Genomic DNA, 23,508 nt, shown 5'->3' with positions numbered 1-23,508 from the left:
CCTTCCCTTTCCAGGCTGTCCCCTCAGGCGGCACAAGTGCGCGTCTGAGGGGACAGCCGCGGAAGGCACCCCTTCACCCCGAAGCCGGTATCGCCCGGTTTCACCGTCATGCGGCAATGCATGCCCCGAGCCCGCGGACTCCGTGCGGCGGACGGTCGCTCCGTCACTTCGGCGCGCCGATCTGCGCGATCTCCTCTGCCGTCAGAGTGACCCCTGGCGCGACGATGATGACGTGCACGGTTTTCCCATGCTCCGCGTACGTGACCCAGCGCGCGACGGCCCCCTGGTCGACGATTGCGAGGCCGCGACCGTGTTCCACGAGTTGGCCGCCCTGATCACGGCCGGCGATCGGTCGGTGATCGGGGTCGGTGACGGCCAGATGCACGTATCGCCCGGTGACCTTGATCGACACCCGGATCGGATGCACGTCCTCCGGCCACGAGCGCAGAGCCGCAGTGGCGACGATCGCATTGGTGACGAGCTCGCTGGTGATGAGGCCGATCTCGTACGGGTCGTGTGGGTTCGACCACAGTCGGCCACCAGGCGATGGCCGTATGTAGCGATTGGATAGCCTCAGTCATGACCGAGCCCCACAGCCCCACCGTGCGCGGACGCAAGCTGGCGAGCGAACTGCGCCGATTGCGCAAGGATGTCGACCTCGCCGTCGAGGAGGCCGCCGCCCAACTCGGCTGGAGCCGCTTCAAGGTCAGTCGGATCGAGAAGGCCCAGACGAAACCGACGGTCGCCGACCTGCGTGCCATGCTCGATCTCTACGGCGTCGACAACGCGAACCATGCGGCCCTCATCGAGCTCCATAAAAATTCCTGGCGGCGCGGCTGGTGGACGGACTACTCCGATGTGTTCCGCGGCTCGTACGTGGCGTTGGAGGACGACGCCGCCACGATCGAGGAGTGGAGCCCGCAGCTGATCCCCGGGCTGCTGCAAACCGACGACTACGCCCGCGCGGTCATCCGCGCGTCACTGCCTGGGGACGAGGCGGTGGTGCAGCGGCGGGTGCAGGCACGGTCCGCGCGCCGGACCTTGCTGGGCCGTACCGACCGGATCGCGCCGACCTTTATAGCGATCATCGATGAGTCCGCGCTGCGGCGGCCGATCGGCGGGCCCGAGGTGATGCGCAGCCAACTCCGCGCGCTTCTGGATGCCGCGCGGCGGCCGAACGTCAGCTTGCGCGTGTTGCCGTACGCGGCCGGCGCACATCCCGGCCTCGACGGGCCTTTCATCATCCTCAGCTTCCCTGAGCAGCTGGCGCCGGACGTGGCGTACGTCGAGACGAAGGGCGGGGACATCTATGCGGAAAGCGCTGCCGATGTCCGCCGGTTTAGGGTGGATTTCGGGAACATCTCAGCTGCGGCGCTGACTCCGGAGGAGTCGATGGAGTTCATCGCCGCCGTGATCAAGGAGTGAGCCGGTCCATGGTGATCCCCGAGAGCGCCGTGCGCAGCCTGTCCTGGCGGAAGAGCAGCCGAAGCGGGAGCGGGAACGCGACCTGCGTCGAAGTCGCCGAGTTGGACCTCGACTCGATCAAGTAGCCGAACGAAAGTGAGGCCCCCGGCTCTGCCGGGGGCCTCACTCATCGTTTTTCCGTGGTGTCGGGCTGAACAGCGGATGAATACTGCTCCGCCGACTCGCCGGCCGTCGCCTCGAAGTCCGCAGTGACTGCGGCGTTGGTCTCGTCCGAATCCCAGTCCGGTGCAAGGACGAGCGCGTCCTGTAGTGAGCCGCGTCCCTGGCGGCGAGCGGTCGGCTGAGGCATCAGGCGGCCGGGTCTCCGTAGGACGGGCGGTGTTCCTGGAGGTTGGCGGCGAGCTGCTCGGCGAGCTCGCCCGCGTCGAGGCGCTTCTCGATCTGGCGCAGGTCGTCGATCTTGGCGCGGGTCTCGGCGCGGCGGGGGGTGAGGACGGTGCAGCAGTCCTCGTCGGGCAGCTCCGAGATGCTCAGCGTGTGGATCTTCCGTGCCTCGGCCATGATCTCGGTCTTGTCCATGCCGATGAGCGGGCGCAGGATCGGCAGCTCCACGGCGTCGTCGAGGGCCGTGATGTTCTGCATGGTCTGGCTGCTCACCTGGCCGAGCGAGTCGCCGGTGATGAGCGCGGCGCCGCCCAGGTTGTGCGCGACGACCTCGGCCGTCTTCAGCATCAGGCGGCGCTGCGCGATGATCTGCAGCCGGTCGGCCCCGGAGGACTTGATCTGCTGCTGCGCCTTGCCGAACGCCGAGACGAACAGGCGCGACCCGCCCTGGAACTTGTCCAACTCGCGCACCAGGGCGTACGCCTTGTAGATCGACTCCGGGCCGGTGAACGGCATCCCGGAGAAGTGCAGGAAGTCGACCCGCAGCCCACGGCGCATCATGCGGTACGCGGCGACGGGCGAGTCGATGCCGCCCGACATCAGCACCAGCGCCCGGCCGCTCATGCCGACCGGCAGACCGCCGGCGCCGGGCATGCCGTCGGTGAAGACGAAAACCTCGCGCTGGTCGACCTCGATGAACACCGCCAGGTCGGGGTGCTTGAGGTTGACCGGCAGGTCGTAGCGCTCCTTGACCTTCGCGCCGACCAGGGCGTTGAGGTCGGAGGAGGTGATCGGGAAGCGCTTGTCGCGGCGGCGCGCGCGGATGGCGAACGCGCCCTTGCGGGCCAGCGCGGGGTGCTGCGCGACGAGGTCGAGGGCGGCCTGGACGGTCGCGTCGACGTCCTTGGCCACCCGCCAGGCGCGGTGCACCCACACGATGCCCATCACGTCGGTGAGCCGCCGGGCCACGGCGTCGACGTCGGCGAGCTCGCCGCTCTCGGCGCGGACGACGATGACGCCCTCGCGCTGCCAAATGTTGATCTTGATGCCGAGCCCCTTCACGGCGGCCCGGATGTTGTTCTGCAGGCGCCGCTCGAACAGCTCGCGGTTCTTGCCCTTGAGGACGATCTCGCCCAGCTTGAGGAGAACGCAGGGCTCGCCGACGACGGCGGGCCGCTCGGCGTTCTGGGGCTGCGTCGCGGTTTCGAGCGTGGGCATGCGTCCAACCTCCAGCGGACACTGACGGGGTGCGAACATCCAGTGTCGCGCACGAACGCGACTGTCTGGACCGAACGCCCGTCCGGCGGTCCCTGTTCCCTTCCAGTTTCACCGAATGAGCGAGGGCACCGCACGCGCGTGCGGTGCCCTCACGGTCGTACGGAGTCGCGGCGATCAGCCGAAGAAGACTTCGGCCTCTTCGTAGCGCTGGACCGGGACGGTCTTGAGCTCGTCGGTGGCGGCGCTCAGGTCGACACGGACGATCTCGGTGCCCTGCAGGCCGACCATCTTGCCGTACGCGCCGTCGTGCACCGCGTCGATGGCGTGCACGCCGAACCGGGTGGCGAGGACGCGGTCGAACGCGGTCGGGGTGCCGCCGCGCTGGATGTGGCCGAGGACCGTCGTGCGGGCCTCCTTGCCGGTGCGCTTCTCGATCTCCGCGGCGAGACGCTCGCCGATGCCGCCGAGGCGCACGTGACCGAACGCGTCGAGCTCCTGCGTCTGCACGTCCATCTGGCCGTCCACCGGGTGCGCGCCCTCGGCGACCACGATGATCGGGGCGTACTTCGTCTTGAAGCGGCTCTCGACGTACCCGCAGACCTTCTCGATGTCGAAGGGCTTCTCCGGGATGAGGATGACGTTCGCCCCGGACGCCATGCCGGCGTGCAGCGCGATCCAGCCCGCGTGCCGGCCCATGACCTCGCAGATCAGCGCGCGGTGGTGCGACTCGGCCGTGGTGTGCAGCCGGTCGATGGCCTCCATCGCGATGTTCACCGCGGTGTCGAACCCGAACGTGTAGTCGGTGGCGTTGAGGTCGTTGTCGATGGTCTTGGGAACGCCGACCACCTTGACGCCCCGGTCGTGCAGCTGACGCGCCACGCCGAGCGTGTCCTCGCCGCCGATGGCGATGAGCGCGTCGACGCCCAGCCCGGCGAGGTTGTCCTTGATCCGCTCGACCCCGCCCTCGATCTTGATCGGGTTCGTCCGGGACGAGCCGAGGATGGTGCCGCCGCGCGGCAGGATGCCGCGGACCGCCTGGACGTCGAGCGGCGTCGTGTCGCCCTCGAGCGGACCACGCCAGCCGTCGCGGAAGCCGACGAACTCGTATCCGTAGACCTGGATGCCCTTGCGGACAACGGCGCGGATGACGGCGTTCAGCCCGGGGCAGTCGCCGCCGCCGGTCAGCACTCCGACACGCATGCCCAACTCCTCTGTGTAACCCTGAGTTCACCCGCCAGCCTAGCGGCGCGGGTAGGACCTTTTCGAAGGCGGCGCGCCCGTGGGCACACCCTCCCGATTGGTCTAGACCATATCGGAAAGCCGCCCCTCTGATCAGCCCTTCGAGCCGTTTGATGCGCGCTCGGCACCCTGCTCTTCCGCCGGGGTGAGGTCGCCGCCCGGAACCTCCGCCGCGGCCTCGCCACCGGCCACGGCGTCCTCCTTGACGTCCGCGGCGTACCGGTCGACGTACTCCTGGCCGGACAGCTTCATGATCGCCTGCATGATCTCGTCGGTGACCGCGCGCAGCACCACCCTGTCGTGGGCCATGCCGTAGTACCGGGAGAAGTCCAGCGGCTCGCCGAACCGCACCTCCGGGCGCGGGCGCAGCTTGGGCAGCGGCCGCCCGGCGGGCATCAGCTCGAACGTGTTGACCATGGCCATCGGGATGACCGGCGCCCGGGACTCGAGGGCCAGCCGGGCCACGCCCGTCTTGCCGCGGTAGAGCCGGTTGTCCGGCGCGCGCGTGCCCTCCGGGTAGATGCCGAGCAGCTTCCCCTCGCCCAGGACCCGCAGCCCGGTCCGCAGCGCCGCCTCGCTCGCCCGGCCGCCCGTACGGTCGATGGGCACCTGCCCGACGCCGCTGAAGAACAACCGGCTGATGAGGCCCTTCAGGCCCGTTCCGGTGAAGTACTCGGCCTTGGCCAGGAACGTCACCTTGCGCGGCAGCGGCAGCGGCCCGAAGAAGTGGTCGGCGAAGGAGAGGTGGTTGCCGGCCAGGATGGCCGGACCCTGCCGCGGAACGTGCCGTGTCCCGTACGCGCGCGGCCGCCAGACCAGGTAGAGAATGGGACCCAAGATGGCCTTGACGACCCAGTAGAACAACGCCCCGCCTTTCCTTACCCCCTGCCGTTCACCCGTCCGTGGGATGATAATCATCTTCCCATCTCACGCCGGACACACCCACATCCACACACGGCACGTTTTCGTCCTTGCGCGGCGCGGGGGCCGTAGGCTCATCTTTGAAGCGTCGGCCGATGGCAGTTTCGAGGGGAGGCGCCATGGCGTTGAGGCCGGACGTCCGGTCGCACGCGACCGACGTGCCGCACGACGGCCTGGCCAGGATGCGACGGGAGACCGGGGTATGAGCCGACGGGGAAACGGGCTCACGGCGGACGCGTACGTTCCGCTCGCCGACCTGACTCCGCAGCTCGCCGACGCGATGCTGTCCGCCCTCCGGGAGGCCGGCATCGCTGCCTACGCCGCCCCGGCGCCGGGCACGACCGGCGGCTACCTCGACGTGCGGCTGCCCGAGGAGCCCACCGACCGGCTGTACGCCGACGCGGACGCCAGGCAGGCGGCCGAGGACATCCTGGAGAGACGCCTCCCCGAGCTGCGCGCCGACTACGCGGCCTCGCGCGACGAGGACGAGATCTTCGCCGAGATCGTGGCGGGCTTCGACCTGCCGGCGATCGACGGCGAGACCCCGTGGCCCGCCGAGGAGAACCTCGACGACGGTCCCGAGGACACCGCCGGACCGGCGCTGGAGGACTCCGGGTCGGAGCGCACCGCCACGGCCCGGGTCGTCAAGCCCGCGTCCGAGGACGAGGAGGAGCACTTCGTCCCGCCTCCCCCGCCGCCGCTCCCGAAGGCGGACCCGATGACGCGGTTCGCGTGGATCGCGCTGCTCGGCGGGCCGGTGTACCTGGTGCTGTCGGTGTTCCTCGGCTGGAGCGTCCCGAGCTGGGCGGCGTTCGTCGCGGTCGCGGCCTTCATCGGCGGCTTCGTCGCACTCGTCCTCCGCATGGGCGACGATCCCCCGGACGACGACGGCGCCGTCGTCTGAACCGCGCTCAGAGCCTCAGTTCGGCGAGGACGGGGCGGTGGTCGGTGGCCGCCGGGTAGTCGGCGAGGAGCTCGGGGTCGTCGGGCACCCCGCACCGGAGGACCTCGATGCCCTCGTCCGCGAACACGCCGTCGATCCGGCGCGCCGGGTTCGCCGCGCTGAAGGTCTCCCGGAGTCCGTACGGCGCGACGGCGCCCGCGTCCTGGAAGCGCCCGGCGAGGAGGTCCCAGGCCGCCTCCCCGGCCTCCTCGTTGACGTCCCCGGCCACGACCACCGGCGCGCCGGTCTCCGCACGGACGCGGTCGAGCTCCTCGATGATCTCCTCGGCGTGGCGGCGGCGCGGCTCGGCGGCGAGGTCGAGGTGGACGCTCGCGGCGACCAGGCGGACGCCGCGGACGTCGAACAGCGCGACCGCGAGGCCGCGCTGGTGCATGTCCGGCACGGGCGACAGCAGGCGGTGCCGCCCGTCGAGCGCGGTGGCCCGCGCCCCGGCGTACAGCTGCAGCCCGGCGACGCGACCGCGCCGCAGTGCCACCGGGACGAGCGCCGCACGCCGGGCGAGCCAGATCCGCCGGTGCCGCCAGAACTGGAAGCGCGGGGCCTCCTGCACGCACAGGATGTCCGGCCGCAGCCGCCGGACGACGCGGACGAGCGCCGCCCGGTCGTCCCGCATCGACCGGATGTTGTAGCTGACGAGCCTGACGACCACGCCGCTAACGGGAGCGGGCCAGGTCGGCGGCGCCCACGATGCCGGCGTCCGGGCCGAGCTCGGCGATCCTGATGTCGGCGAACGTGCGGTGGCCCCGGCCGGTCAGGGCGTTCTCGAAGGCCGCCCGCGTCGGTTCGAGCAGCAGGTCGCCGGCCTCCGACAGGCCGCCGCCGATGACGAACGCCCCGGGGTCGAGGATGGCCGCGAGGTCGGCGAGCCCCTGCCCGACCCAGTGGGCGATCGTGCGGAAGCACTCCAGCGCCGCGCTGTCGCCCTCGCGTGCCGCCTCGGTGATCTCCGGGCCGCTGATCCCCTCGGGCCTGCCGTCGCCCAGTTCGAGCAGCCGGCCGGCGAGCGCCGGGGACACCCGGGCGATCTCACGGGCCTCGGCGACCAGGGCGTTGCCGGAGGCGTACTGCTCCCAGCAGCCGCGGTTGCCGCACCCGCAGCGCCGGCCGTCGGGGACGACCCGGTAGTGGCCGAACTCGGCGCCGATGCCGAAGCGGCCGCGGTACAGCTCGCCGCCGAGGACCAGCCCGCCGCCGATGCCGGTGCCGAGGGCGACGAGGATCATGTGGTCCTCGCCGCGACCGGCGCCGAACTTCGCCTCGCCCCAGGCGATGGCGTTCCCGTCGTTCTCCACGACGACGGGCAGGCCGACCTCGCCCTCGACCTTCTTCTTGATGGGCTCGTCGCGCCAGGCGAGATTCGGGGCGAAGAGCACGGTCGCGCGGCTCTCGTCCACGAACCCGGCGGCACCGAGACCGACCGCCTCGACCTCGCCGAAGCGGCTCTTGAGGAGCTCGACGACCTCCGCGATCACCCGCGCCGTCTCGTGCGGGCTGGTCGAGGGCGTCGGGCGACGTACCTTGTCCAGGATTCGCCCACGGTCGTCGACCACGCCGGCGGCGACCTTCGTACCACCGACATCCACACCAATGGTCAGCGTCATGGACGCTTCTCCTCCGTCAACCCGTCGCCGTGCCGGCGCTCGCCGGGTCGTCGCCCGCCGCGTCGGGGCGCGGCCGCGTGCGCTCGAACCCTGCCATCGCCTCACGGACCGCCGAGTAGAGCTGCTCACCCGCCGCCATCACGTGGGAGAGGACCTCCGGCCCGGACTCCCGGGACGCCGCGATCGCCCGGCACACCGGGCAGTAGCGGCACTCCGGCGCGCCGGTCGCGAAGTGGTCGCCCCACGCCTCGCTCGTGGCCTCGCTCCACACGTCGTCCTTTGACGCGCCGCCGGCGTTGAAGCGCCGGCGGATCGTGTCGACGAGACGCACGGCCTCGTACAGCACGGATGGTGGCTGCTCACTCATTGGTCATCATCTACCTATCGTTCGGCGTGAAACCGTACCGTCTCGGAGGGGTCGCGCGCGCCACGGGGTGCCCGCGGCGGCCGGGGCCGCGCCTGCCTTCGGTGCCCGTCGCATGCCTATCCCTCGACGCGCCGCTTCAGCCCTTTGAGGGCCGTGTCGATGATGCGCTTCTCCGCCTTGCGCTTGACCATGCCGATCATGGGAAGGCGCACGTCGACCGCGAGTTCGTACGTCACCTCGGTCGCGCCGTCGTGCTCGGCGAGGCGGTAGGCGCCGGTCATGCCGGTCAGCATGGTGCCGCGCTCCGCGAGGTGCCAGTGCACCGCTTCATCGTCGTCCCAGTCGTAGGCCAGGACGTAGGTGTCCTTGATCGGCCCAGCCTCCAGCGTGATCCGCACGTGTTCGGGGCGGCCGTCGTCTCCGGTGGCGACGACCTCGGCCGCGGTGATCCCTTCCGCCCATTCAGGGTATTCCGCGAAATCGGCTATGACCGCCATGATCTCTGGCTTTTCCGCCTTGATGGTGATGCTGGAGCTGGTACGGTCCGCCATCGGCGTTTCCTTCTTTCGACTTTCTTCCGGGCGAGAATTGGGCGCGGCGCTTCGCCTTGAGCGGAGCGTAGTCGCTAGAACTCCAATACGTACGGAACCCCGCGTGCACGGAAGTGCCCGACGTTGACGCATTCGGTGCGGCCGATGCGGGTGCGGCGGACGAGCGGTTGATGGACGTGGCCGAACAGCGCGTACCTCGGCTGCGTTTCCCGGATCGCGCGCAGGACCGCCTCGCTGCCGCGTTCGAACCGCCGGGCGACGGTGTCGTACAGCAGTTCGGGAACGGCCGGTGGGATGTGGCAGCACAGCACGTCGACCGCGCCGACCGCCGCGACCTTGGCGGCGAAGACCTCGTCGTCGAGTTCGTAGGGAGTGCGGTACTCCGTGCGCAGCCCGCCGCCGACGAACCCGAAGCGCAGGCCGCCGATCTCGACGGTCTCGCCGTCGAGGACCCGCTGGCCGGGCCGCAGGCTCTCCGCCCACAGCCGGGGGATGTCGACGTTGCCGTAGGTGAGGTACGCGGGCGTCGGCATCGCGCCGAACAGCTCCTTGTACTGCCGGCGCACGGCGGCCTCGATGTACGGCCCGGCGTCGCCCTCCAGCGTCGCCCACATCGAGCGGGAGAACTCCCGTGCCTCGTCGAAGCGCTTCTGGGTGCGGAGTTCGATGAACGTCGAGGCGTGCTCCGCGCCGAACAGCTCGGCGAAGATGCCCTTGGCGTGGTCGTCGTAGTCGATGAACAGGACGAGGTCGCCGAGACAGACGAACGCGTCGGCGCCGTCACCCGCCAGGGCGAGCGCGTCGGCCCGCCCGTGCACGTCGCTGACCACATGAACCCGCATGCGCCAACTGTAAGACCCACCGGCCGTACGGCAGGTCCCCGTGGTCCGGCGGCTGCGGTCAGTGGTCGGCCGCGGCGTCGATGAGGGTGCGCCACTCGCGGACGCGGGCCGCGTCGACCGGCGCCTGGGGCCCGCCGCCCACCGGCCGTACGGCGTCGCCGACCTGGAAGGCCCGTACTCCGGCCGCGGCGAGGGCCGGGACGTGCCGGCGCCGCAGGCCGCCCCCGACGAGCATGAGGCGCGCGTCCCGGGCGGCCCGGCGCAGCAGCGCCTCCATGCCGGCGCCCACGCCGCCCGCCGCCCCGGCGCACAGCACGGAGTCGAGGCCGCGCAGCAGGCGGAGTGTGCGCCAGGCGGTCTCCGGCTCGGCGGCGTGGTCGATCGCACGGTGGAACGTCCACGGCAACGGCAGCACCGCGTCGGCGAGCCGGGCGGTCGCGGACAGGTCGACGGTGTGGTCGGCGTGCAGGAAGCCGAACACGAAGCCGTCGGCTCCGGCGTCGGCGTGGGCGTCCGCGGTCCGGCAGAGCCGGCCGAGTTCCGGCTCGGTCGTGCAGAAGCCGCTCTTGGCCCGGAGCACGACCCGAATCGGCAGGGACGTCGTCTTGCGCATCGCGGCGACGGTCTTGGGGTCCGGGGTCAGGCCGCCGGACTGCCGGTCGGCGACGGCCATGATGCGGTCGGCGCCGCCCGTCTCGGCGGCCTCGGCGTCCACCTCGTTCATCGCGACCACTTCGAGCAACGACCTCGCCTCCCCCCGCGTCGGCGCCGCGACACCCGCGGTGAGGCGTATTCTGACCCGGCCCGTGCGCCGACGCCCCCGGTCCGGCCCGCGTTTGCACCGAAGGGACGATGTCGTTACCGATTCCTTCCCCTATCGCGTGCGCGAGACCGGACGCGAACGCGCATCAACGCGGTCGTTACACGCGTGGTAAGAAGAAATGCGAGACGTGTCACCGCGCCGAAGGCTACCGACCAGTATCTTGAAGCGGTAGCGTCCGTGCGAATGCCCGCCGTACCAGCTGAGGAGTAGTCGTGCGCGAGTACAGCGTTCCCGCACAGGTGACGATCGCCGACTCGGCCAATCTCACCGACACGATCTTCTCCCGGGCCGCCGAAGAGCCGGATCGCGTCGTCATCCGGCGCAAGTCCGGATCGGGGTGGCGGGACGTCACCGCGCGCGAGTTCGCCGACGCGGTCGGCGAGGTCGCCCGGGGCCTGGTCGCGGCCGGCATCGAGCCGGGCGACCGCGTCGCGCTCATGTCCCGCACCCGGTACGAGTGGACCGTCGCCGACTACGCCATCTGGGCGGCCGGCGGCATCACCGTGCCGATCTACGAGACGTCCTCGGCCTCACAGATCGAGTGGATCGTCGGCGACTCCGGGGCCAAGGGCGTCTTCGTCGAGACGGACGAGCACGCCAAGGCGGTCGAGACGGTCCGGGACCGCCTGCCCGAGCTGGCGAACGTCTGGCGGATGGACGACCTGCCGAGCGGCGCCGGCTCCGACGAGGACCTGACGGAGCGGCGGGAGTCGCGGGCCGCCGCGGACCTGGCCACGATCATCTACACCTCGGGCACGACCGGCCGCCCGAAGGGCTGCGAGATCACCCACTCCAACCTGCTCGCGACCGCGCGGAACGTCACCGAGGGCGCGCTGACGGAGGTGTTCGGCCTGAAGAGCGGCTCGACGCTGCTGTTCCTGCCGCTCGCCCACGTCTTCGCGCGGCTCATCCAGGTCGGCTGCGTCGAGGCCGGCGTGACGCTCGGGCACACCGCCGACATGGCGCACATCGTCGACGACCTCGCGTCCTTCGAGCCGACCTTCCTGCTCGCGGTGCCCCGCGTCTTCGAGAAGGTCTACATCGGCGCCGAGCAGAAGGCCAACGCCGACGGCAAGGGCAGGATCTTCCGCGTCGCGGCGGACACCGCGATCGCCTACAGCCGCGCCGGCTCCCCCGGGCTCGGGCTGCGGCTCAAGCACGCCCTGTTCGACAAGCTCGTGTACGGCAAGCTGCGCGCCGCGATCGGCGGCCGCGTCACCCACGCCGTCTCGGGCGGCGCGGCGCTCGGCGAGCGGCTCGGCCACTTCTTCGACGGCGTCGGCATCACGATCCTCGAGGGGTACGGCCTCACCGAGACGACCGCCCCGGCGGCGGTGAACCTGCCCAGCGAGAACCGCATCGGCACCGTCGGCAAGCCGATCCCCGGCACCACGGTCCGCATCGGTGACGACGGCGAGGTCCTCGTCAAGGGGCCGAACGTCTTCGCCGGCTACTGGCACAACGAGGAGGCCACCAAGGGCGCCCTCGACGAGGGCTGGTTCCACACCGGCGACGTGGGCGAGCTCGACGAGGGCGGGTACCTCCGGATCACCGGCCGCAAGAAGGAGATCATCGTCACCGCGGGCGGGAAGAACGTCGCGCCGGCGCCCCTGGAGGACCGGCTGCGCGCGCACCCGCTGATCAGCCAGTGCATGGTGGTCGGCGACGCGCGGAAGTTCATCGGCTGCCTGATCACCCTCGACCCCGAGGCGCTCGAGCCGTGGAAGGAAGAGCACGGCAAGACGGGGCTGTCCACGGCCGAGCTGGTCAAGGACCCGGACCTGGTCAAGGAGATCGACGCGGCGGTGGCCGACGCCAACACCACGGTGTCCCGGGCCGAGGCGATCAAGAAGTACCGGATCCTCGAGGTGGACTTCACCGAGGAGTCCGGTCACCTCACCCCGACCCTGAAGGTCAAGCGGAACCTCGTCGAGAAGGACTTCGCCGACGAGATCGAGGCCCTGTACGCCTGACCTTCGGGCTCCCGCGAGGGCCGGTCAGGCCGGTGCCTTGCGGGCGACGGCGGACCGGGCGAACTCGATCAGGTGGGCGCGCATCGCGCCCTGATCGTCGGCGTCCGGTCCGAGGATGAGCCGCGCCATCTGCGGTACGGCCGTGGGCCATGCCGCCATGCCGCAGACCGTCAGGAGGGTGCGGCCGACGTCCACCGAGGGCTCGGCGCCGAGTCCCCTGGCGAGCCTCTCGATCTTCCGGCGATAGTGGGCGCGCCTGCCCTCATCGAACTCACGCTTACCGCCGTAGTGCAGCGCCTCCCACAGCAACAGCCGCTGCAGGTCGGGGTGCTCTCGGTGGTAGTCGTACAGGCGGGCGACGTAGTCGCCGACGTCGTCGACCTCCTGGGAGACCATCTCCACGACCTCGTCGAGCACCTGGCTCATGACGGCGTCGAACAGCTTCTCCTTGTTGCCGAAGTGGCCGTAGATGCGCTCCTTGTTGACGCCCGCGCGCTCGGCGATGCGGTCGACCCGCGCTCCGGCGATCCCGTACGCGGCGAACTCCTCCCGCGCGGCGCCGAGCAGGGCTTCCTTCGTGGCGGCGGCGGTGTCTCTTGGCATGCGACGAGCTTACCCGAAGCTCAATCCAACTAGTTGGTTGACATCCAACCAGTTGGTTGGCTACTGTTCCGGCCATGACGACGATGATCTTCTCCGGTCGTGCAGCGGCGGTCTCCGCCCCGGAGGCGAAGCCCGCGCACGCGCCCTTCGCGGCGACCCTGGTGACGTTCGTGGCGACGGCCCTGCTGGCCACCGGCCAGTTGTACGGCGTGATCCCCCTGCTGGGCGCGATGGGCCGGGAGTGGCACGCGCCGGCCTCCGCGCTGACGTGGATGGCCAGTGCGTTCGGCTTCGGGTACGCGGCCGGGTTCCTGGTGTTCGGCCCGCTGTCGGACCGGTTCGGCCGGCGCCGGATCATCGTGACGGGCATCTCCGCCACCGCGGTGACGACCGCGCTGGTGGGCCTGGCCCCCGGACTCGGCGCGGCGATCGCCCTGCGGGTCCTGCAGGGCGTCACCACCGCCGCGTTCGCCCCCGTCGCGTTCACCTACATCGCCGAGCGCGCGGAGCCACGGCACCGCCCGACCCTGCTGTCCGCGGTGATCGGCGCGTTCCTCGCCTCCGCGGTGTTCGGCCAGCTCGCCGCGCAGGGCATCGCGGCGGTGGCCGGCTGGCGTGCGGTGTTCGCCGTGTTCGCGGTGGCCTTCGCCCTCGTCGCCGCCGCGCTGCGGCGGGTGATGCTGCCCGGCGGTCCCGGCGCGGCGGGCTCTCCGCTCGACGCGTACCGCGCCATGCCGGGCCTCCTGGCCGACCGCCGGCTGATTCCGCTGTACCTGGCGACCCCGGTCGTCCTCGGATCGTTCGTCGCCCTCTACACCGGTCTCGCCCTCACCGGCGCGGCGGGCGGGGCGGCCGCCCTGCTCACGCTGCGGGCGGCGGCGCTGCCCGCGATCCTCGCGATCCCCTTCGTGACGCCCGCCCTGCAGCGTGTCCCCGGCGCCCGGCGCGCCACCGGAGCGCTGACGCTGTCCGTCCTGTCGGCCGCGCTGATCGGACTGGCCCACCCGGGCACCCTCGGGCTGGCGATCCTGCTGAACGTCTTCGTCGCCGGCATCGGCCTCACGGCCCCGGCCCTGATCGAGACCATCGGCGGCCGCGCCGGCGCCGCGCGGGGCACGGCGGTCTCCCTGTTCACCTTCATCCTGTTCGTCGGGGCCAGCGTCGGCCCGCAGGTCGCCGGGGCGCTGAGCGCGCACGGCCTGCCCACGCTGGCGTACGTCCTCGCGGCCCTGCTCGCCGCGGGCGCGGCGCTCACCCTCACCGCCCGCCGCTGACCGCCCCGTACGCGTCACGGACGACCGCCGCCCCTGGGGACCCGGGGCGGCGGTCGTCCTCTCGCCGCGGGTCAGCCCATGGTCCTGGCGCCGTCGAGGGCCTCACGGATGATGTCGGCGTGGCCGGCGTGCTGCGCGGTCTCGGCGATCACGTGCAGCAGGGCCTGGCGCGCCGACCAGCGGGCCCCCGGCTCGAACCAGGGCTTCTCGGGCAGCGGCTGCGAGGCGTCGAGGTCGGGCAGTGTCGCGAGCAGCTCGTCCGTACGCCGCGCCGTCTCCTCGTAGGCGTCGAGCAGCCCGGCGAGGGTCTCCCCCTCTCCATGCGGAAAAGGGCCGCCCAGTCGGCGTCCTCCTCCATGGCGGCGGGCCCGTCGAGGATGAAGCCCGTCCACCGGCACTCGACCGCGGTGACGTGCTTGATCAGACCGCCGAGGCACAGTTCGCTGACCGTGGTACGGCGGGCGGCCTGCTCGTCGGTCAGGTCCCGGACGGTGAACCGCAGGAAGTGCCGGGCCTTGCGCAGTCCCGCCAGCAGATCCGCGCGCTCGCCGGTAAGGGTGGCGGTGTCGCCGCTCGTCGTCATGAAAGTCGCCTCCGTCGTCGGTAAGATCCGTGGTCCGTGAAGATCCGTTGTCGCCGACACTAGGCGGCAAAGCGGCCAGTTTCCGGCCGCAATCGGCGCCATCAGGACTCGGTGGTGAAGGCCCGGCGGTACGCGGACGGCGACGTGCGCATCACCCGCGCGAAGTGCGAGCGGTAGGTGACGGGACTGGCGAATCCGACCGCACGAGCGACCTCCTCGACGGGCGTGGAGGTCCTCTCCAGGAGCGGCAGGCTGGCCTGGATCCGCTGACCGATCAGCCATCGGGTGGGGCTCGTTCCCATGCAGCGCGCGAAGTGGCGCAGGAACGTGCGGGCGGACATGTGCGCGCGGCGGGCGAGAACGTCCACGGTGATCTCCTCCCGCAGGTTGGCCAGCGCCCAGGTCGTCACCTGGGCGATCCGGTCGTCGTCGGCGTCGACGGGCACGGGCGCCTCGATGAACTGCGCCTGACCGCCGTCACGGTGGGGCGGGATCACCAGCCGCCGTGCCACCGCGTTGGCGATGCTCCGCCCGTGGTCACGGCGGACCAGATGCAGGCACAGGTCCAGGCCCGCCGCGCTGCCGGCGCTCGTGAGGATGTCGCCGTCGTCGATGTAGAGGACGTCGGGGTTCACCTGGACGAGGGGGAAGCGCCGGCGCAGCAGGTCGGCGTACTGCCAGTGGGTGGTCGCCGGGCGGTGGTCCAGCAGCCCGGCGGCGGCCAGCGCGAACGCGCCGGAGCAGATCGACATGACGCGGGCGCCCCGCTCACGGGCCAGGCGCAGGGCCGCGACCAGCTCCGGGGAGCACTCGCGCCGTACGTCGGGGACGCCGGGGACGATGACGGTCCCGGCCGAGGCGAAGGTGTCCAGGCCGTGCTCGGTGTGGAGGGTGGCGCCGCCGATGATGGGCACCGGGCCCGGCCGCTCGGCGCACACGGTCAGGTCGTACCACGGCACGTTCAGCTCCGGCCTCGGCAGCCCGAAGACCTCCGTGACGATGCCCGTCTCGAACGGCGACATCCCCTCGTAGGCGAGCACCGCCACCGTCGGTCCCGGCCTCGTACGCATGGCGGGATCCTAGCGATAGGTGACGTTCACGCCGCTGTCCGGCCGGAGGCGCCGTCGGCCACGATCAGCGGTATGTCCAGTGTTCTCAGCACCGCGCCGGCCTCCCCCGAGGAGGCCGCCCGCCACTTCGCCGCCCGCCTGGCCTTCGAGACCGACGTGTCCGACGTCCACGCCGACCTGGAGGCCGGCGTTCCCGGCCTGGTCGTCGTCGACTCCCGCGGCGTCGAGGCGTGGGATCAGGGCCACCTTCCCGGTGCCCTGCACCTGCCGACCGCGCTGATCGCCGAGCGGGCTCCCGCCCTGATCCCTCCCGGAACGGCCGTCGTCACCTACTGCTGGGGTCCCGGGTGCAACGGCGCCACCCGGGCCGCGCTGGCCTTCGCACGGCTGGGCTACCGGGTGAAGGAGATGATCGGCGGCTACGAGTACTGGGTGCGCGAGGGGTTCATCGTGGAGACCGCGACCGGGCGCGTCGGCACGCCCGCCGATCCCCTCACCGCACCGGTGTCGAGCGCGTTCTGCGGCTGCTGACCGGATCTGCCCCCATTTCGCGGCTGCTGATCCAAGGCCGCGCGGTCTGCGGAACCTGAGCCGAGTCCGCGCGCGTGCTGCTGATCGGCGTTCGCGCGCGGCCCGGATCAGGGGCCAAGAAGGGCGGCGAAGCGGGCGGCCTGGACCTCCCAGCGCCACTCGCGCTCGACCCACGAGCGCCCGCGCTTGCCCATCGCCTGGGCCGCGGACGGGTCGCGCAGCAGGCCGATCACCGCGTCGGCGACCGCGTCGACCGAGTCGCCGTCGACCACGACGCCGGTCTCACCGTCGAGAACGGCGTCGGGGGCACCGCCGGAGGCCCCCGCCACCACCGGGAGGCCGGTGGCGGACGCCTCGAGGTACACGATGCCCAGTCCCTCGACGTCGAGGCCGCGACGGCGGGTCCGGCAGGGCATGGCGAACACGTCGCCGGCGTCGTAGTGCGCCGGCAACTCCTCCCACGGGACCGTGCCGGTCAGGCGCACGGCGTCGGCGACGCCCAGGTCGGCGCGGAGCCGTTCGAGCGCCGAGCGGTACGGGCCGCCGCCGACGATCAGGAGGGCGGCGTCCGGGACGACGCGCCGCACCCGCGGCCAGGCGCGGATCAGCGCGTCCTGCCCCTTGCGGGGCACCAGGCGGGAGACGCAGACGACGACCGGGCGGTCCGCCAGGCCGTGCCGGGCCCGGATCTCCTCTCCCCCGGCTCCGGGATGGAACACCGTCTCGTCGACGCCGGGGGCCAGCCGCCGCATCCGCGCCACCGCCGCGGGCGACAGCGCGCGGGCCATCCGGCTGCGGGTGTACTCCCCCAGGTAGGTGAGCACGTCGACCTCGTCCCCGATGCGGCGCAGCAGCCGCCGCGACCCGGGCAGTGCCGCCCAGCCCGCCTCGTGGCCGTGCGTGATCCCGACGAACCGCTCGACGCCGGCCCGCCGCAGCCGCGGCGCCAGCAGCCCGAGCGGCGCCGCCGCACCGAAGACCACCGAGTCGCAGCCCTCCGCGCGGACGATCTCGGTGGCGCGCCGGAGCACCGGCGGGACCGGGAGCATGAGCGGCCTGGGGTGGCGGACCACTGGGAACGGCTGCGCGGCGTCGAACTCGGCGGCGCCCTCCCACGCGGGGGCGTACACGACGAGGGAGCCCGGCGGCCGGCGGACCGCCAGGTTGTGCACGAACGCCTGGATGCCGCCCGGCCTGGGCGGGAAGTCGTTGGTCACGACGAGCGTCTTCCTCATCGCTGCCAGGATCGCACGTGTTCCGCGATCCCTCTTACGCAGGATCGCGCGTGTTCCGCGATCCCTCTTACGCAGGATCGCGCGTGTTTCACGATCACTCTTACGCGGCCCCGTGACCAGAGCGAAACAGGGAGTTAATGTGGTTACGCGCGTCCTGGCCGCCCGGCCCCCGCCCGGCCTGCGAAGCATGCGAAGCGGACCTGACGAGGTACGGCGGTGAGCTTCACGACGAGGAGGAGCCACCCATGACCGAAAGCCCCCGACCCCCGACTCCGGTCTCCGCGATAGCCGATCCCGCCCCCCTCGGGCTGGCGGCGTTCGCGCTGACCACCTTCCTTCTCTCCGCAAAGAACGCCGGGTGGACCGACGGCACGGACGCCTGGCTCGGATACGCGTTCGCGTACGGCGGCCTGGTCCAGCTGCTGGCCGGCATGTGGGAGTTCCGCAACCGCAACGTCTTCGGCGCGACCGCGTTCGCGACGTACGGCGGGTTCTGGATCGGCCTCGGGCTGTACGTCCGGTGGGTCGCGCCCACGGCCGCGGCGACGGCGGCGGCCACGAAGGCGAACCCGGAGGATCTGATCCAGAACGACCTCGGCTGGATCCTCCTCGCCTTCGCGATCTTCAACACGTACATGCTCCTGTGGAGCACGCAGGTGACGGCGGCGGTCTTCGGAGTGTTCCTCACGCTGGAGCTCACCGAGATCATCCTGTTCATCGGCAACTTCTCGCACAGCAGCGGCACGATCAAGTTCGGCGGCTGGGTGGGCGTCCTCACCGCCGCGGTCGCCTGGTACACGTCGGCGGCCGGCGTGGTCAACGGGATGGACGGCCGGTACTCCCTGCCGGTCGGCTCCCCGTTCGGAGCCCGGCGCTCCGTCGAGGCCAGCCCGGTCCCGCAGTAGCCGCCGCCCGCACCCCGGGTACGCCCCTGATCGCGACCGCGGTCAGGGGCGTACGCTCGCCGGGGGCACCGGCACGTGGTGCAGGCGGGCCCACGCACGCCCCATGGCGATGCGCTCCGGCCCGGAGGGGTGGGTGTTCCACAGCGCGTAGGCGAACGGCCCCGGGGACAGGTCGTCGAGGTTGCGGAGGCTGAGCGACCGCTGCATCGCGATGAACGTCGCCGGGTCGCGGGTGAGCGCGAGGGAGTGCGCGTCGGCCCGTGCCTCGATGTGGCGGCTGACGAGGTTCTGCACGGGCCCGGCCGCCTGGGCGAGGACGGTCACGGCGGCGAGCAGCAGCGCGGTCGACCGCGGGTCGGCCGCCGACCGGACCCCGGCCCGGCGCAGCAGGCGCGGCGAGGTCATCACCAGGTAGAGGACGCAGGCGCCGGTCGCGACCCCCAGCCCGCCGACGAGGGTGCCGGTCAGCACGTCGTTCCGCTTGGCGTGGCCGAGTTCGTGCGCGACGACGAGTTCGACCTCCTGCGGCGACTGGGACGCGAGAAGCGTGTCGTACACCACGATCCGCCGGGTCGAGCCGAACCCCGAGACGTAGGCGTTCAGCTCCGTCGTGCGCTTGGACGCGTCGGCGACGAGGACGTCGCGCACCGGCACGCCGTCCGCGCGCGCCATCCGGAGCAGGTCCGTGCGCAGCGGCCCGGCGGGCATCGAGGTGAAGTCGTTGAACAGCGGCTCCACGACCACCGGGTAGGCGTACGAGACCGCGGTGACCAGCAGGAAGCCGCCGACGGCCGCGCCCGCCCACCAGTGGCGGGGGAACCGGCGGATGAGCAGATGCAGGCCGAGCAGCGCGACGACCCAGATCACCAGGCTCACGCCGAATCCGGTGAGCCGGTCGCCGAGCCACGAGCCCCAGCCCTGGGTGGACAGGCCGTACCGCCGCAGCACCGACTCCGACCACGCGCCGAACGGCAGCGCGACCAGCTGGGTGAGCGCGGACAGCACCACCGCGACGGCGAGCAGCCGCAGGCCGTGCCGCCAGAGCCGCGGCCTCGTCTCCGAAGGGGACCGCCACCGGATGGCCGCGCCGAGCAGCCGGGCGCCCCAGGGCGTCAGGCCGAGGACGAGGACCACGAGCAGTCCGGCGAGGAGTCCGCCGTACGCGGGGCCGTTCAGCGCGGCGCTGAAGCTCTCGCTGTGGGCGAGCTGATCTCGCGTGAAGTCCAGCGCCGGGTCCGGGGCGGCCCGGCCTCCGGCGAGGGGATGCCAGGGGGTCACCAGCGCCACCACGACGACCAGCAACGCGCCCAGGACCACGGCGGCGACGGCCGCGGCGCGGCGGGACGCCCCGTGCGACGCCACCCGCGTGGCGGACCGGTGCTCGGCCTCCGCGCGCAGGGGCGGCCCGGCGTCCTCCAGGCCACCGGCCTCCGTCACGTCAGCTCCTTTCGCAGGTAGGCGCGCCACTGTGCGGCGAACCGGCTCGAATCGACGCCGAGGACGGCGCGCAGGGCCCGGTCCTCGATCCGCGGGTCTCCGGCGCTGCCGGGTTCGGCCTCGGCGGTGCGGTAGAGCCGCACCAGCCTGCCCTCACCGTAGCGTTCCGCGATCATCCGGCAGGCCAGCCACGCCTCCTCGTACGCGGCCGACAGGCGCTCGCCCGATCCGGTGAACGCGCTCCGGCCCGGCGGCGACGACGGCAGGCCGCCGGAGGAGATCAGACCGGCCAGCTCGCGCCCCGCCGCGCGGGTCGAGACGCCGGAGTCCTTGTAGCCGACGTAGTCCGCGAGCCCTTCGACCAGCCACATCGGAGTGCGGCTGTCACGGGCGCCGCCCATCGCGACGTGGACGAGCTCGTGGGTGAGCACGACGTGCCGGCCGAGCCCGTTCAGCCGGCCGAACGCGGTGGGGCTGATGACGACGCGATCCGCGCCGCCGTCCGGGTCTCCGCCGCCGCCGCTGACGGTCGCGAGCGCGGCGATGTCGCCGAGGTTGCGGACGTCCCCGGCGAGCTCCTCGGCCTGCTGCTCCGTCGCGGGCGCGAGCGCCACGACCCGCCGTGACCAGTGGTCGCCCACGACCTTGGAGACGAGACCGACGCCCGTGTCGAGCCGGCGGGCGATGTCGCGGAGGTCGGCGGTCCGCGTCTCCGCCCCGCCGGCGGCTCCGGTGCCGTCCCCGGCTCCCGTCCCGTCCCCGGCCGCCGAGCCGTCGCCGGCCGGGGAGCCGTCACCGACCGCCGAGCCCCCTTCGGCGAGCACCAGGCTGTACCGGCCCTTGATGACGGTCAGGTCCGGTCCGTCCCAGATCTGCGGGTCGTCGCGCAGACCGTGCGCGGAGCCGTCGCCGGACACGACCCAGCCGGTGTCCCCGCGCCGCTCGAAGGTGAGGTACTGCGTGTAGGCGACGTCTCTCGAGTCGAAGCCGCGCAGCCGGTAGGTGAGGGTCAGCCGCGCCGTCCAGCCGTCGTCGGCGGCCGCGGCGGCACGCGTGTCCGCGAGCGACTCACGCCAGGCCGCCAGGGGCACCTTCGCCAGGTTGTCGAACAGCGTCTGCTGCCCGGCGCGGAACGCCTGCGCCGACGGGTCGACGGTGGCGAGGAAGGCGGCGCGGTCATGGCCGAGGACGGCGCGGGAACGGCGCTGCAGGAGGGACGCCACCACGGCCGGAGTGGGCGCGGGCGCCGTGGTCGCGCTCCGCAGCGACGCGGCCGCATGCCCCGTCTCGCGGTGCAGGGTGGCGTAGCCGACCGCGGTGACCAGCTGCAGCGCGATCGCCGCTCCGGTCAGCGCGGCGACCCGACCCTGCCAGGTGCCCGCCGACGACATGGGCGTGATGGTAGCGGGCGAAACTGAGAACGCCGGGGCCGTCCGTGTGGACGGCCCCGGCGATGATCAGCCGGTTCGGCCCCGGATGGCGTGCCATCGCGGCGCCGGCGCGGCGTTCAGCCCGGCTCAGTAGGGGCGGGCGGCGCCATAGAACGCGTGGCGGTAGTAACTGTTGTTGTCGATCCGGACCTGCTTGATCCGCGTGCCCGTGTGCGACGCGTGAATCATGTAGATCTTGTGGCCGACGACCTTGGAGATGATCCCGGTGTGCTGGTTCCCGTTGAAGTACACCAGGTCACCCGCCGCGAGGTTCTTCCACCGCACGTGCCGCTTGATGTGGCGGTGCTGCTGGCCCGCGGTGCGCGGCAGCCGGATACCGGCCTTGCGGTAGGAGTACTGCACCAGACCGGAGCAGTCGAACGTCCTGGGCCCGGCGCCCCCGTAGCGGTACCACTTGCCGATCTGCTTGCGGGCGATGGCGACCGCCTTCAGACCGACCTTGTGCCGCTGGCTCCAGGACTTGTGCTTCGGCTGCGCCTTGGCGACGGTGACGGCCGTCTGGGGGGCCGCGGCGTGCGCGGCGGTGGCCGTCAGGGCGACGGGTGCGAGGACCGCACCCGCGGCGACCATGCCTCCGGCGAGGCGGAGGCGCAGGGACGAAGCGGTCGAGGGGTTGCGAGACAGAGGTCTCTCCTTCCACTACGCCTACCGGGTTAGCTGTCGGGTTCGGGCTGGAAGACGCCCTACGGCATGCCTGTGGGAGAACAGGCGCCCCGATTCACCCCCGTGAAGACCCGCGCCGTCAGGCGCGCTCGGTTCCCCGGCTCCGTGTGCCCACGGATTAGGCGCTCACGGCCATCGTCGGCCCGGTCGGGCCACTTCGGTGATGACCGTTTCTCTGCATCTCTGACAGACCGGGAGCGGCACGCCCACGCGGCGCGTACCACTACGCGCCTCGCTGACGGAGGCCCCGGCCGAGCGGCACATGGCGTGCGCCGCGATCCGCACCATCGGTGCGGAAGATTCGAAAGGTCTGACGCCGGCAGGCCGACCGGATCCGGTCCGCGCCTCGGTGCGCCGGCCGGGAGTCCGTCCCCCCGGCCTGTCGGCGTCCTTTGTTCAGTTGTCGTCCGGTCGCGCGGCGACCGTACCGGCCGCTCTCAGAGCGACCTTGCCGCCTGGTCTCAGAGCAGCCGGCCGCCGCCCATGAAGGTGGAGGCGTACCAGGAGTCGCTGAGGTTGGAGATCTTCACGACGTCGCCGGTGTGCGGGGCGTGCAGGAACTTGCCGTTGCCCAGGTAGAAGCCGACGTGCCCCAGGTCGTGGAAGAACACCAGGTCACCGGGCTGCAGGTCGGCCTTGGAGACCCGGCGGCTGGCGTCCCACTGGTCCGGCACCCAGTGGTTGAGCTTGATGCCCACCTTGCGGTAGGCGACCATCGTGATCCCGGAGCAGTCCCAGGTGCTCGGGCCCGCGCCGCCGAAGACGTACGGCTTGCCGAGCTGGGCGCAGGCGAACTGCAGCACGATCTCCGCCTTGCCCGACGCCAGGACGGAGCAGTTCTCCTTGGAACTGCCCGGGTCGATGCCCGCGCCGAGCCGGTGGACCAGCTTGAGCTGCCTCTGGATGGCCGCGTTGGCCTGCTTGCGCTGCGCGTCGAGCTGGGTCTTCTTCGCCGATAGCTGCTGGGCGGCCTGGACGCGCAGCGCCTGCTCACGCTCCAGCCGCTGCGCGGAGGCGAGGTACTGCTGGAACTCGGCCGTACGGTTGTGCGCGAGCTCGGTGAACGCCGACATCTGCGAGAGCACGGCGTCCGGGTTGTTGGAGCCGACCAGCGTGGGGATCGAGCCGTTGTCCCCGGTCTTGTAGGCCTCGGCGGCGAGCTGGGCGACCCGCAGCCGCAGCTGCTGGAAGGTCTTGCGCTCGGCCTGGACCGACTTGCTCAGCGCGTTCACCCGGCTCTGGGCGGCCTTCCAGTCGGCCTTGGTCTGGTTGTACTGGTTACTCAGCTGGTCGACCTTGTCGTTCAGCTGCGCCAGCTGCTTCTTCGCCGCGCTCAGCGAGGCGCCGGGGTCGGCGTGCGCGGGCACCGCGGGAAGGGCGAGCCCGGCGACGGCGAGGAACCCCACGGTCGTCATGAACCGACGGCCGGTCCTGGGCATGTGCGTACG

The 23,508-nt window shown here is 71.9% G+C and carries 24 protein-coding genes, 1 pseudogene and 1 riboswitch; of the genes and pseudogenes, 7 read left to right on the top strand and 18 right to left on the bottom strand.

The window, feature by feature from the left end; translation table 11 throughout:
• Window positions 1-163: 163 nt before the first annotated feature.
• Complete coding sequence (locus NE234_RS24475) at window positions 164-427, bottom strand: ATP-binding protein (RefSeq protein ID WP_252782896.1); 264 nt, start codon at window positions 425-427, stop codon at window positions 164-166.
• A 152-nt stretch (window positions 428-579) separates the two neighbouring features.
• On the opposite strand from NE234_RS24475, the gene NE234_RS24470 reads away from it, so the two are divergent.
• Window positions 580-1,425, top strand: a complete 846-nt coding sequence (locus tag NE234_RS24470) for a helix-turn-helix domain-containing protein (RefSeq protein WP_252782895.1) — start codon at window positions 580-582, stop codon at window positions 1,423-1,425.
• Between the two features lie 8 nt (window positions 1,426-1,433).
• Window positions 1,434-1,550 carry a DUF397 domain-containing protein gene (locus NE234_RS24465; RefSeq protein ID WP_252782893.1) on the top strand — a complete coding sequence of 39 codons (117 nt, stop codon included), beginning with the start codon at window positions 1,434-1,436 and terminating at the stop codon, window positions 1,548-1,550.
• Window positions 1,551-1,773: 223 nt separating this feature from the next.
• Here NE234_RS24465 and thiI read toward each other — a convergent pair whose 3' ends face one another.
• The 3 genes from thiI to NE234_RS24450 all read right to left on the bottom strand — a co-directional run bounded on the left by thiI (window position 1,774) and on the right by NE234_RS24450 (window position 5,130).
• On the bottom strand, window positions 1,774-3,027 hold the full coding sequence (thiI, locus tag NE234_RS24460) for a tRNA uracil 4-sulfurtransferase ThiI (protein WP_252782890.1): 1,254 nt from the start codon (window positions 3,025-3,027) through the stop codon (window positions 1,774-1,776).
• A 174-nt stretch (window positions 3,028-3,201) separates the two neighbouring features.
• Window positions 3,202-4,227 carry a 6-phosphofructokinase gene (locus tag NE234_RS24455; RefSeq protein WP_252782888.1) on the bottom strand — a complete coding sequence of 342 codons (1,026 nt, stop codon included), beginning with the start codon at window positions 4,225-4,227 and terminating at the stop codon, window positions 3,202-3,204.
• A 132-nt stretch (window positions 4,228-4,359) separates the two neighbouring features.
• Complete coding sequence (locus NE234_RS24450; RefSeq protein ID WP_252782886.1) at window positions 4,360-5,130, bottom strand: lysophospholipid acyltransferase family protein; 771 nt, start codon at window positions 5,128-5,130, stop codon at window positions 4,360-4,362.
• Window positions 5,131-5,389: 259 nt separating this feature from the next.
• Here NE234_RS24450 and NE234_RS24445 point away from each other — a divergent pair, with 259 nt between their 5' ends.
• The gene (locus NE234_RS24445) at window positions 5,390-6,091 is read left to right on the top strand and encodes a hypothetical protein (RefSeq protein WP_252782884.1); all 702 of its coding nucleotides are present in this window, start codon (window positions 5,390-5,392) and stop codon (window positions 6,089-6,091) included.
• Between the two features lie 7 nt (window positions 6,092-6,098).
• On the opposite strand, the gene NE234_RS24440 is transcribed toward NE234_RS24445, so the two are convergent.
• From NE234_RS24440 to NE234_RS24415, 6 genes are all read right to left on the bottom strand, one after another.
• On the bottom strand, window positions 6,099-6,800 hold the full coding sequence (locus NE234_RS24440; protein ID WP_252782882.1) for an endonuclease/exonuclease/phosphatase family protein: 702 nt from the start codon (window positions 6,798-6,800) through the stop codon (window positions 6,099-6,101).
• A 4-nt stretch (window positions 6,801-6,804) separates the two neighbouring features.
• A complete protein-coding gene (locus NE234_RS24435; protein WP_252782881.1) occupies window positions 6,805-7,752 on the bottom strand; it encodes an ROK family glucokinase in 948 nt (315 codons plus the stop codon).
• A gap of 16 nt (window positions 7,753-7,768) precedes the next feature.
• Window positions 7,769-8,119, bottom strand: a complete 351-nt coding sequence (locus NE234_RS24430) for a hypothetical protein (RefSeq protein WP_252782879.1) — start codon at window positions 8,117-8,119, stop codon at window positions 7,769-7,771.
• A gap of 116 nt (window positions 8,120-8,235) precedes the next feature.
• On the bottom strand, window positions 8,236-8,670 hold the full coding sequence (locus NE234_RS24425; RefSeq protein ID WP_252782877.1) for an SRPBCC family protein: 435 nt from the start codon (window positions 8,668-8,670) through the stop codon (window positions 8,236-8,238).
• Window positions 8,671-8,744: 74 nt separating this feature from the next.
• On the bottom strand, window positions 8,745-9,512 hold the full coding sequence (locus NE234_RS24420) for a metallophosphoesterase family protein (RefSeq protein WP_252782876.1): 768 nt from the start codon (window positions 9,510-9,512) through the stop codon (window positions 8,745-8,747).
• A gap of 58 nt (window positions 9,513-9,570) precedes the next feature.
• A complete protein-coding gene (locus NE234_RS24415) occupies window positions 9,571-10,245 on the bottom strand; it encodes a copper homeostasis protein CutC (RefSeq protein ID WP_252783095.1) in 675 nt (224 codons plus the stop codon).
• 302 nt (window positions 10,246-10,547) lie between these two features.
• Here NE234_RS24415 and NE234_RS24410 point away from each other — a divergent pair, with 302 nt between their 5' ends.
• A complete protein-coding gene (locus tag NE234_RS24410; RefSeq protein ID WP_252782874.1) occupies window positions 10,548-12,308 on the top strand; it encodes an AMP-dependent synthetase/ligase in 1,761 nt (586 codons plus the stop codon).
• A gap of 24 nt (window positions 12,309-12,332) precedes the next feature.
• On the opposite strand, the gene NE234_RS24405 is transcribed toward NE234_RS24410, so the two are convergent.
• Window positions 12,333-12,911 (bottom strand): TetR/AcrR family transcriptional regulator, encoded by a 579-nt coding sequence (locus tag NE234_RS24405; protein ID WP_252782871.1) that lies wholly within the window; start codon window positions 12,909-12,911, stop codon window positions 12,333-12,335.
• A gap of 74 nt (window positions 12,912-12,985) precedes the next feature.
• Between NE234_RS24405 and NE234_RS24400 the strand changes: the two genes are divergently transcribed.
• The gene (locus tag NE234_RS24400; protein ID WP_252782869.1) at window positions 12,986-14,185 is read left to right on the top strand and encodes an MFS transporter; all 1,200 of its coding nucleotides are present in this window, start codon (window positions 12,986-12,988) and stop codon (window positions 14,183-14,185) included.
• A 71-nt stretch (window positions 14,186-14,256) separates the two neighbouring features.
• Here the strand turns inward: NE234_RS24400 and NE234_RS24395 are convergent.
• Window positions 14,257-14,768, bottom strand: a pseudogene (locus NE234_RS24395) (DinB family protein).
• Window positions 14,769-14,869: 101 nt separating this feature from the next.
• A complete protein-coding gene (locus NE234_RS24390) occupies window positions 14,870-15,838 on the bottom strand; it encodes a helix-turn-helix domain-containing protein (protein WP_252782867.1) in 969 nt (322 codons plus the stop codon).
• 72 nt (window positions 15,839-15,910) lie between these two features.
• Between NE234_RS24390 and NE234_RS24385 the strand changes: the two genes are divergently transcribed.
• Window positions 15,911-16,369, top strand: coding sequence for a rhodanese-like domain-containing protein (locus NE234_RS24385; protein ID WP_252782866.1), 459 nt, complete (start codon window positions 15,911-15,913; stop codon window positions 16,367-16,369).
• Window positions 16,370-16,476: 107 nt separating this feature from the next.
• Here NE234_RS24385 and NE234_RS24380 read toward each other — a convergent pair whose 3' ends face one another.
• Window positions 16,477-17,604, bottom strand: coding sequence for a glycosyltransferase family 4 protein (locus tag NE234_RS24380; RefSeq protein WP_252782864.1), 1,128 nt, complete (start codon window positions 17,602-17,604; stop codon window positions 16,477-16,479).
• A 245-nt stretch (window positions 17,605-17,849) separates the two neighbouring features.
• On the opposite strand from NE234_RS24380, the gene NE234_RS24375 reads away from it, so the two are divergent.
• Window positions 17,850-18,509 carry an acetate uptake transporter gene (locus NE234_RS24375; RefSeq protein ID WP_252782862.1) on the top strand — a complete coding sequence of 220 codons (660 nt, stop codon included), beginning with the start codon at window positions 17,850-17,852 and terminating at the stop codon, window positions 18,507-18,509.
• A 42-nt stretch (window positions 18,510-18,551) separates the two neighbouring features.
• On the opposite strand, the gene NE234_RS24370 is transcribed toward NE234_RS24375, so the two are convergent.
• From NE234_RS24370 to NE234_RS24355, 4 genes are all read right to left on the bottom strand, one after another.
• Window positions 18,552-19,946, bottom strand: coding sequence for a M48 family metallopeptidase (locus NE234_RS24370; protein ID WP_252782860.1), 1,395 nt, complete (start codon window positions 19,944-19,946; stop codon window positions 18,552-18,554).
• The gene (locus NE234_RS24365) at window positions 19,943-21,337 is read right to left on the bottom strand and encodes a gluzincin family metallopeptidase (RefSeq protein WP_252782859.1); all 1,395 of its coding nucleotides are present in this window, start codon (window positions 21,335-21,337) and stop codon (window positions 19,943-19,945) included. The genes NE234_RS24370 and NE234_RS24365 overlap by 4 nt, the downstream gene beginning before the upstream one ends.
• Before the next feature lie 126 nt (window positions 21,338-21,463).
• Complete coding sequence (locus NE234_RS24360; protein WP_252782857.1) at window positions 21,464-21,967, bottom strand: C40 family peptidase; 504 nt, start codon at window positions 21,965-21,967, stop codon at window positions 21,464-21,466.
• A 57-nt stretch (window positions 21,968-22,024) separates the two neighbouring features.
• Window positions 22,025-22,195: riboswitch (cyclic di-AMP (ydaO/yuaA leader) on the bottom strand.
• A gap of 326 nt (window positions 22,196-22,521) precedes the next feature.
• Window positions 22,522-23,499 carry a C40 family peptidase gene (locus NE234_RS24355; protein ID WP_252782855.1) on the bottom strand — a complete coding sequence of 326 codons (978 nt, stop codon included), beginning with the start codon at window positions 23,497-23,499 and terminating at the stop codon, window positions 22,522-22,524.
• Between the last annotated feature and the right edge of the window lie 9 nt (window positions 23,500-23,508).

This window comes from Actinoallomurus rhizosphaericola (genome assembly GCF_024055675.1).
Classification (GTDB): Bacteria; Actinomycetota; Actinomycetes; order Streptosporangiales; family Streptosporangiaceae; genus Actinoallomurus; species Actinoallomurus soli.
The sequence above is the reverse complement of the archived record's forward strand: the minus strand, read 5'-3'. Positions and strand labels throughout refer to the sequence as shown.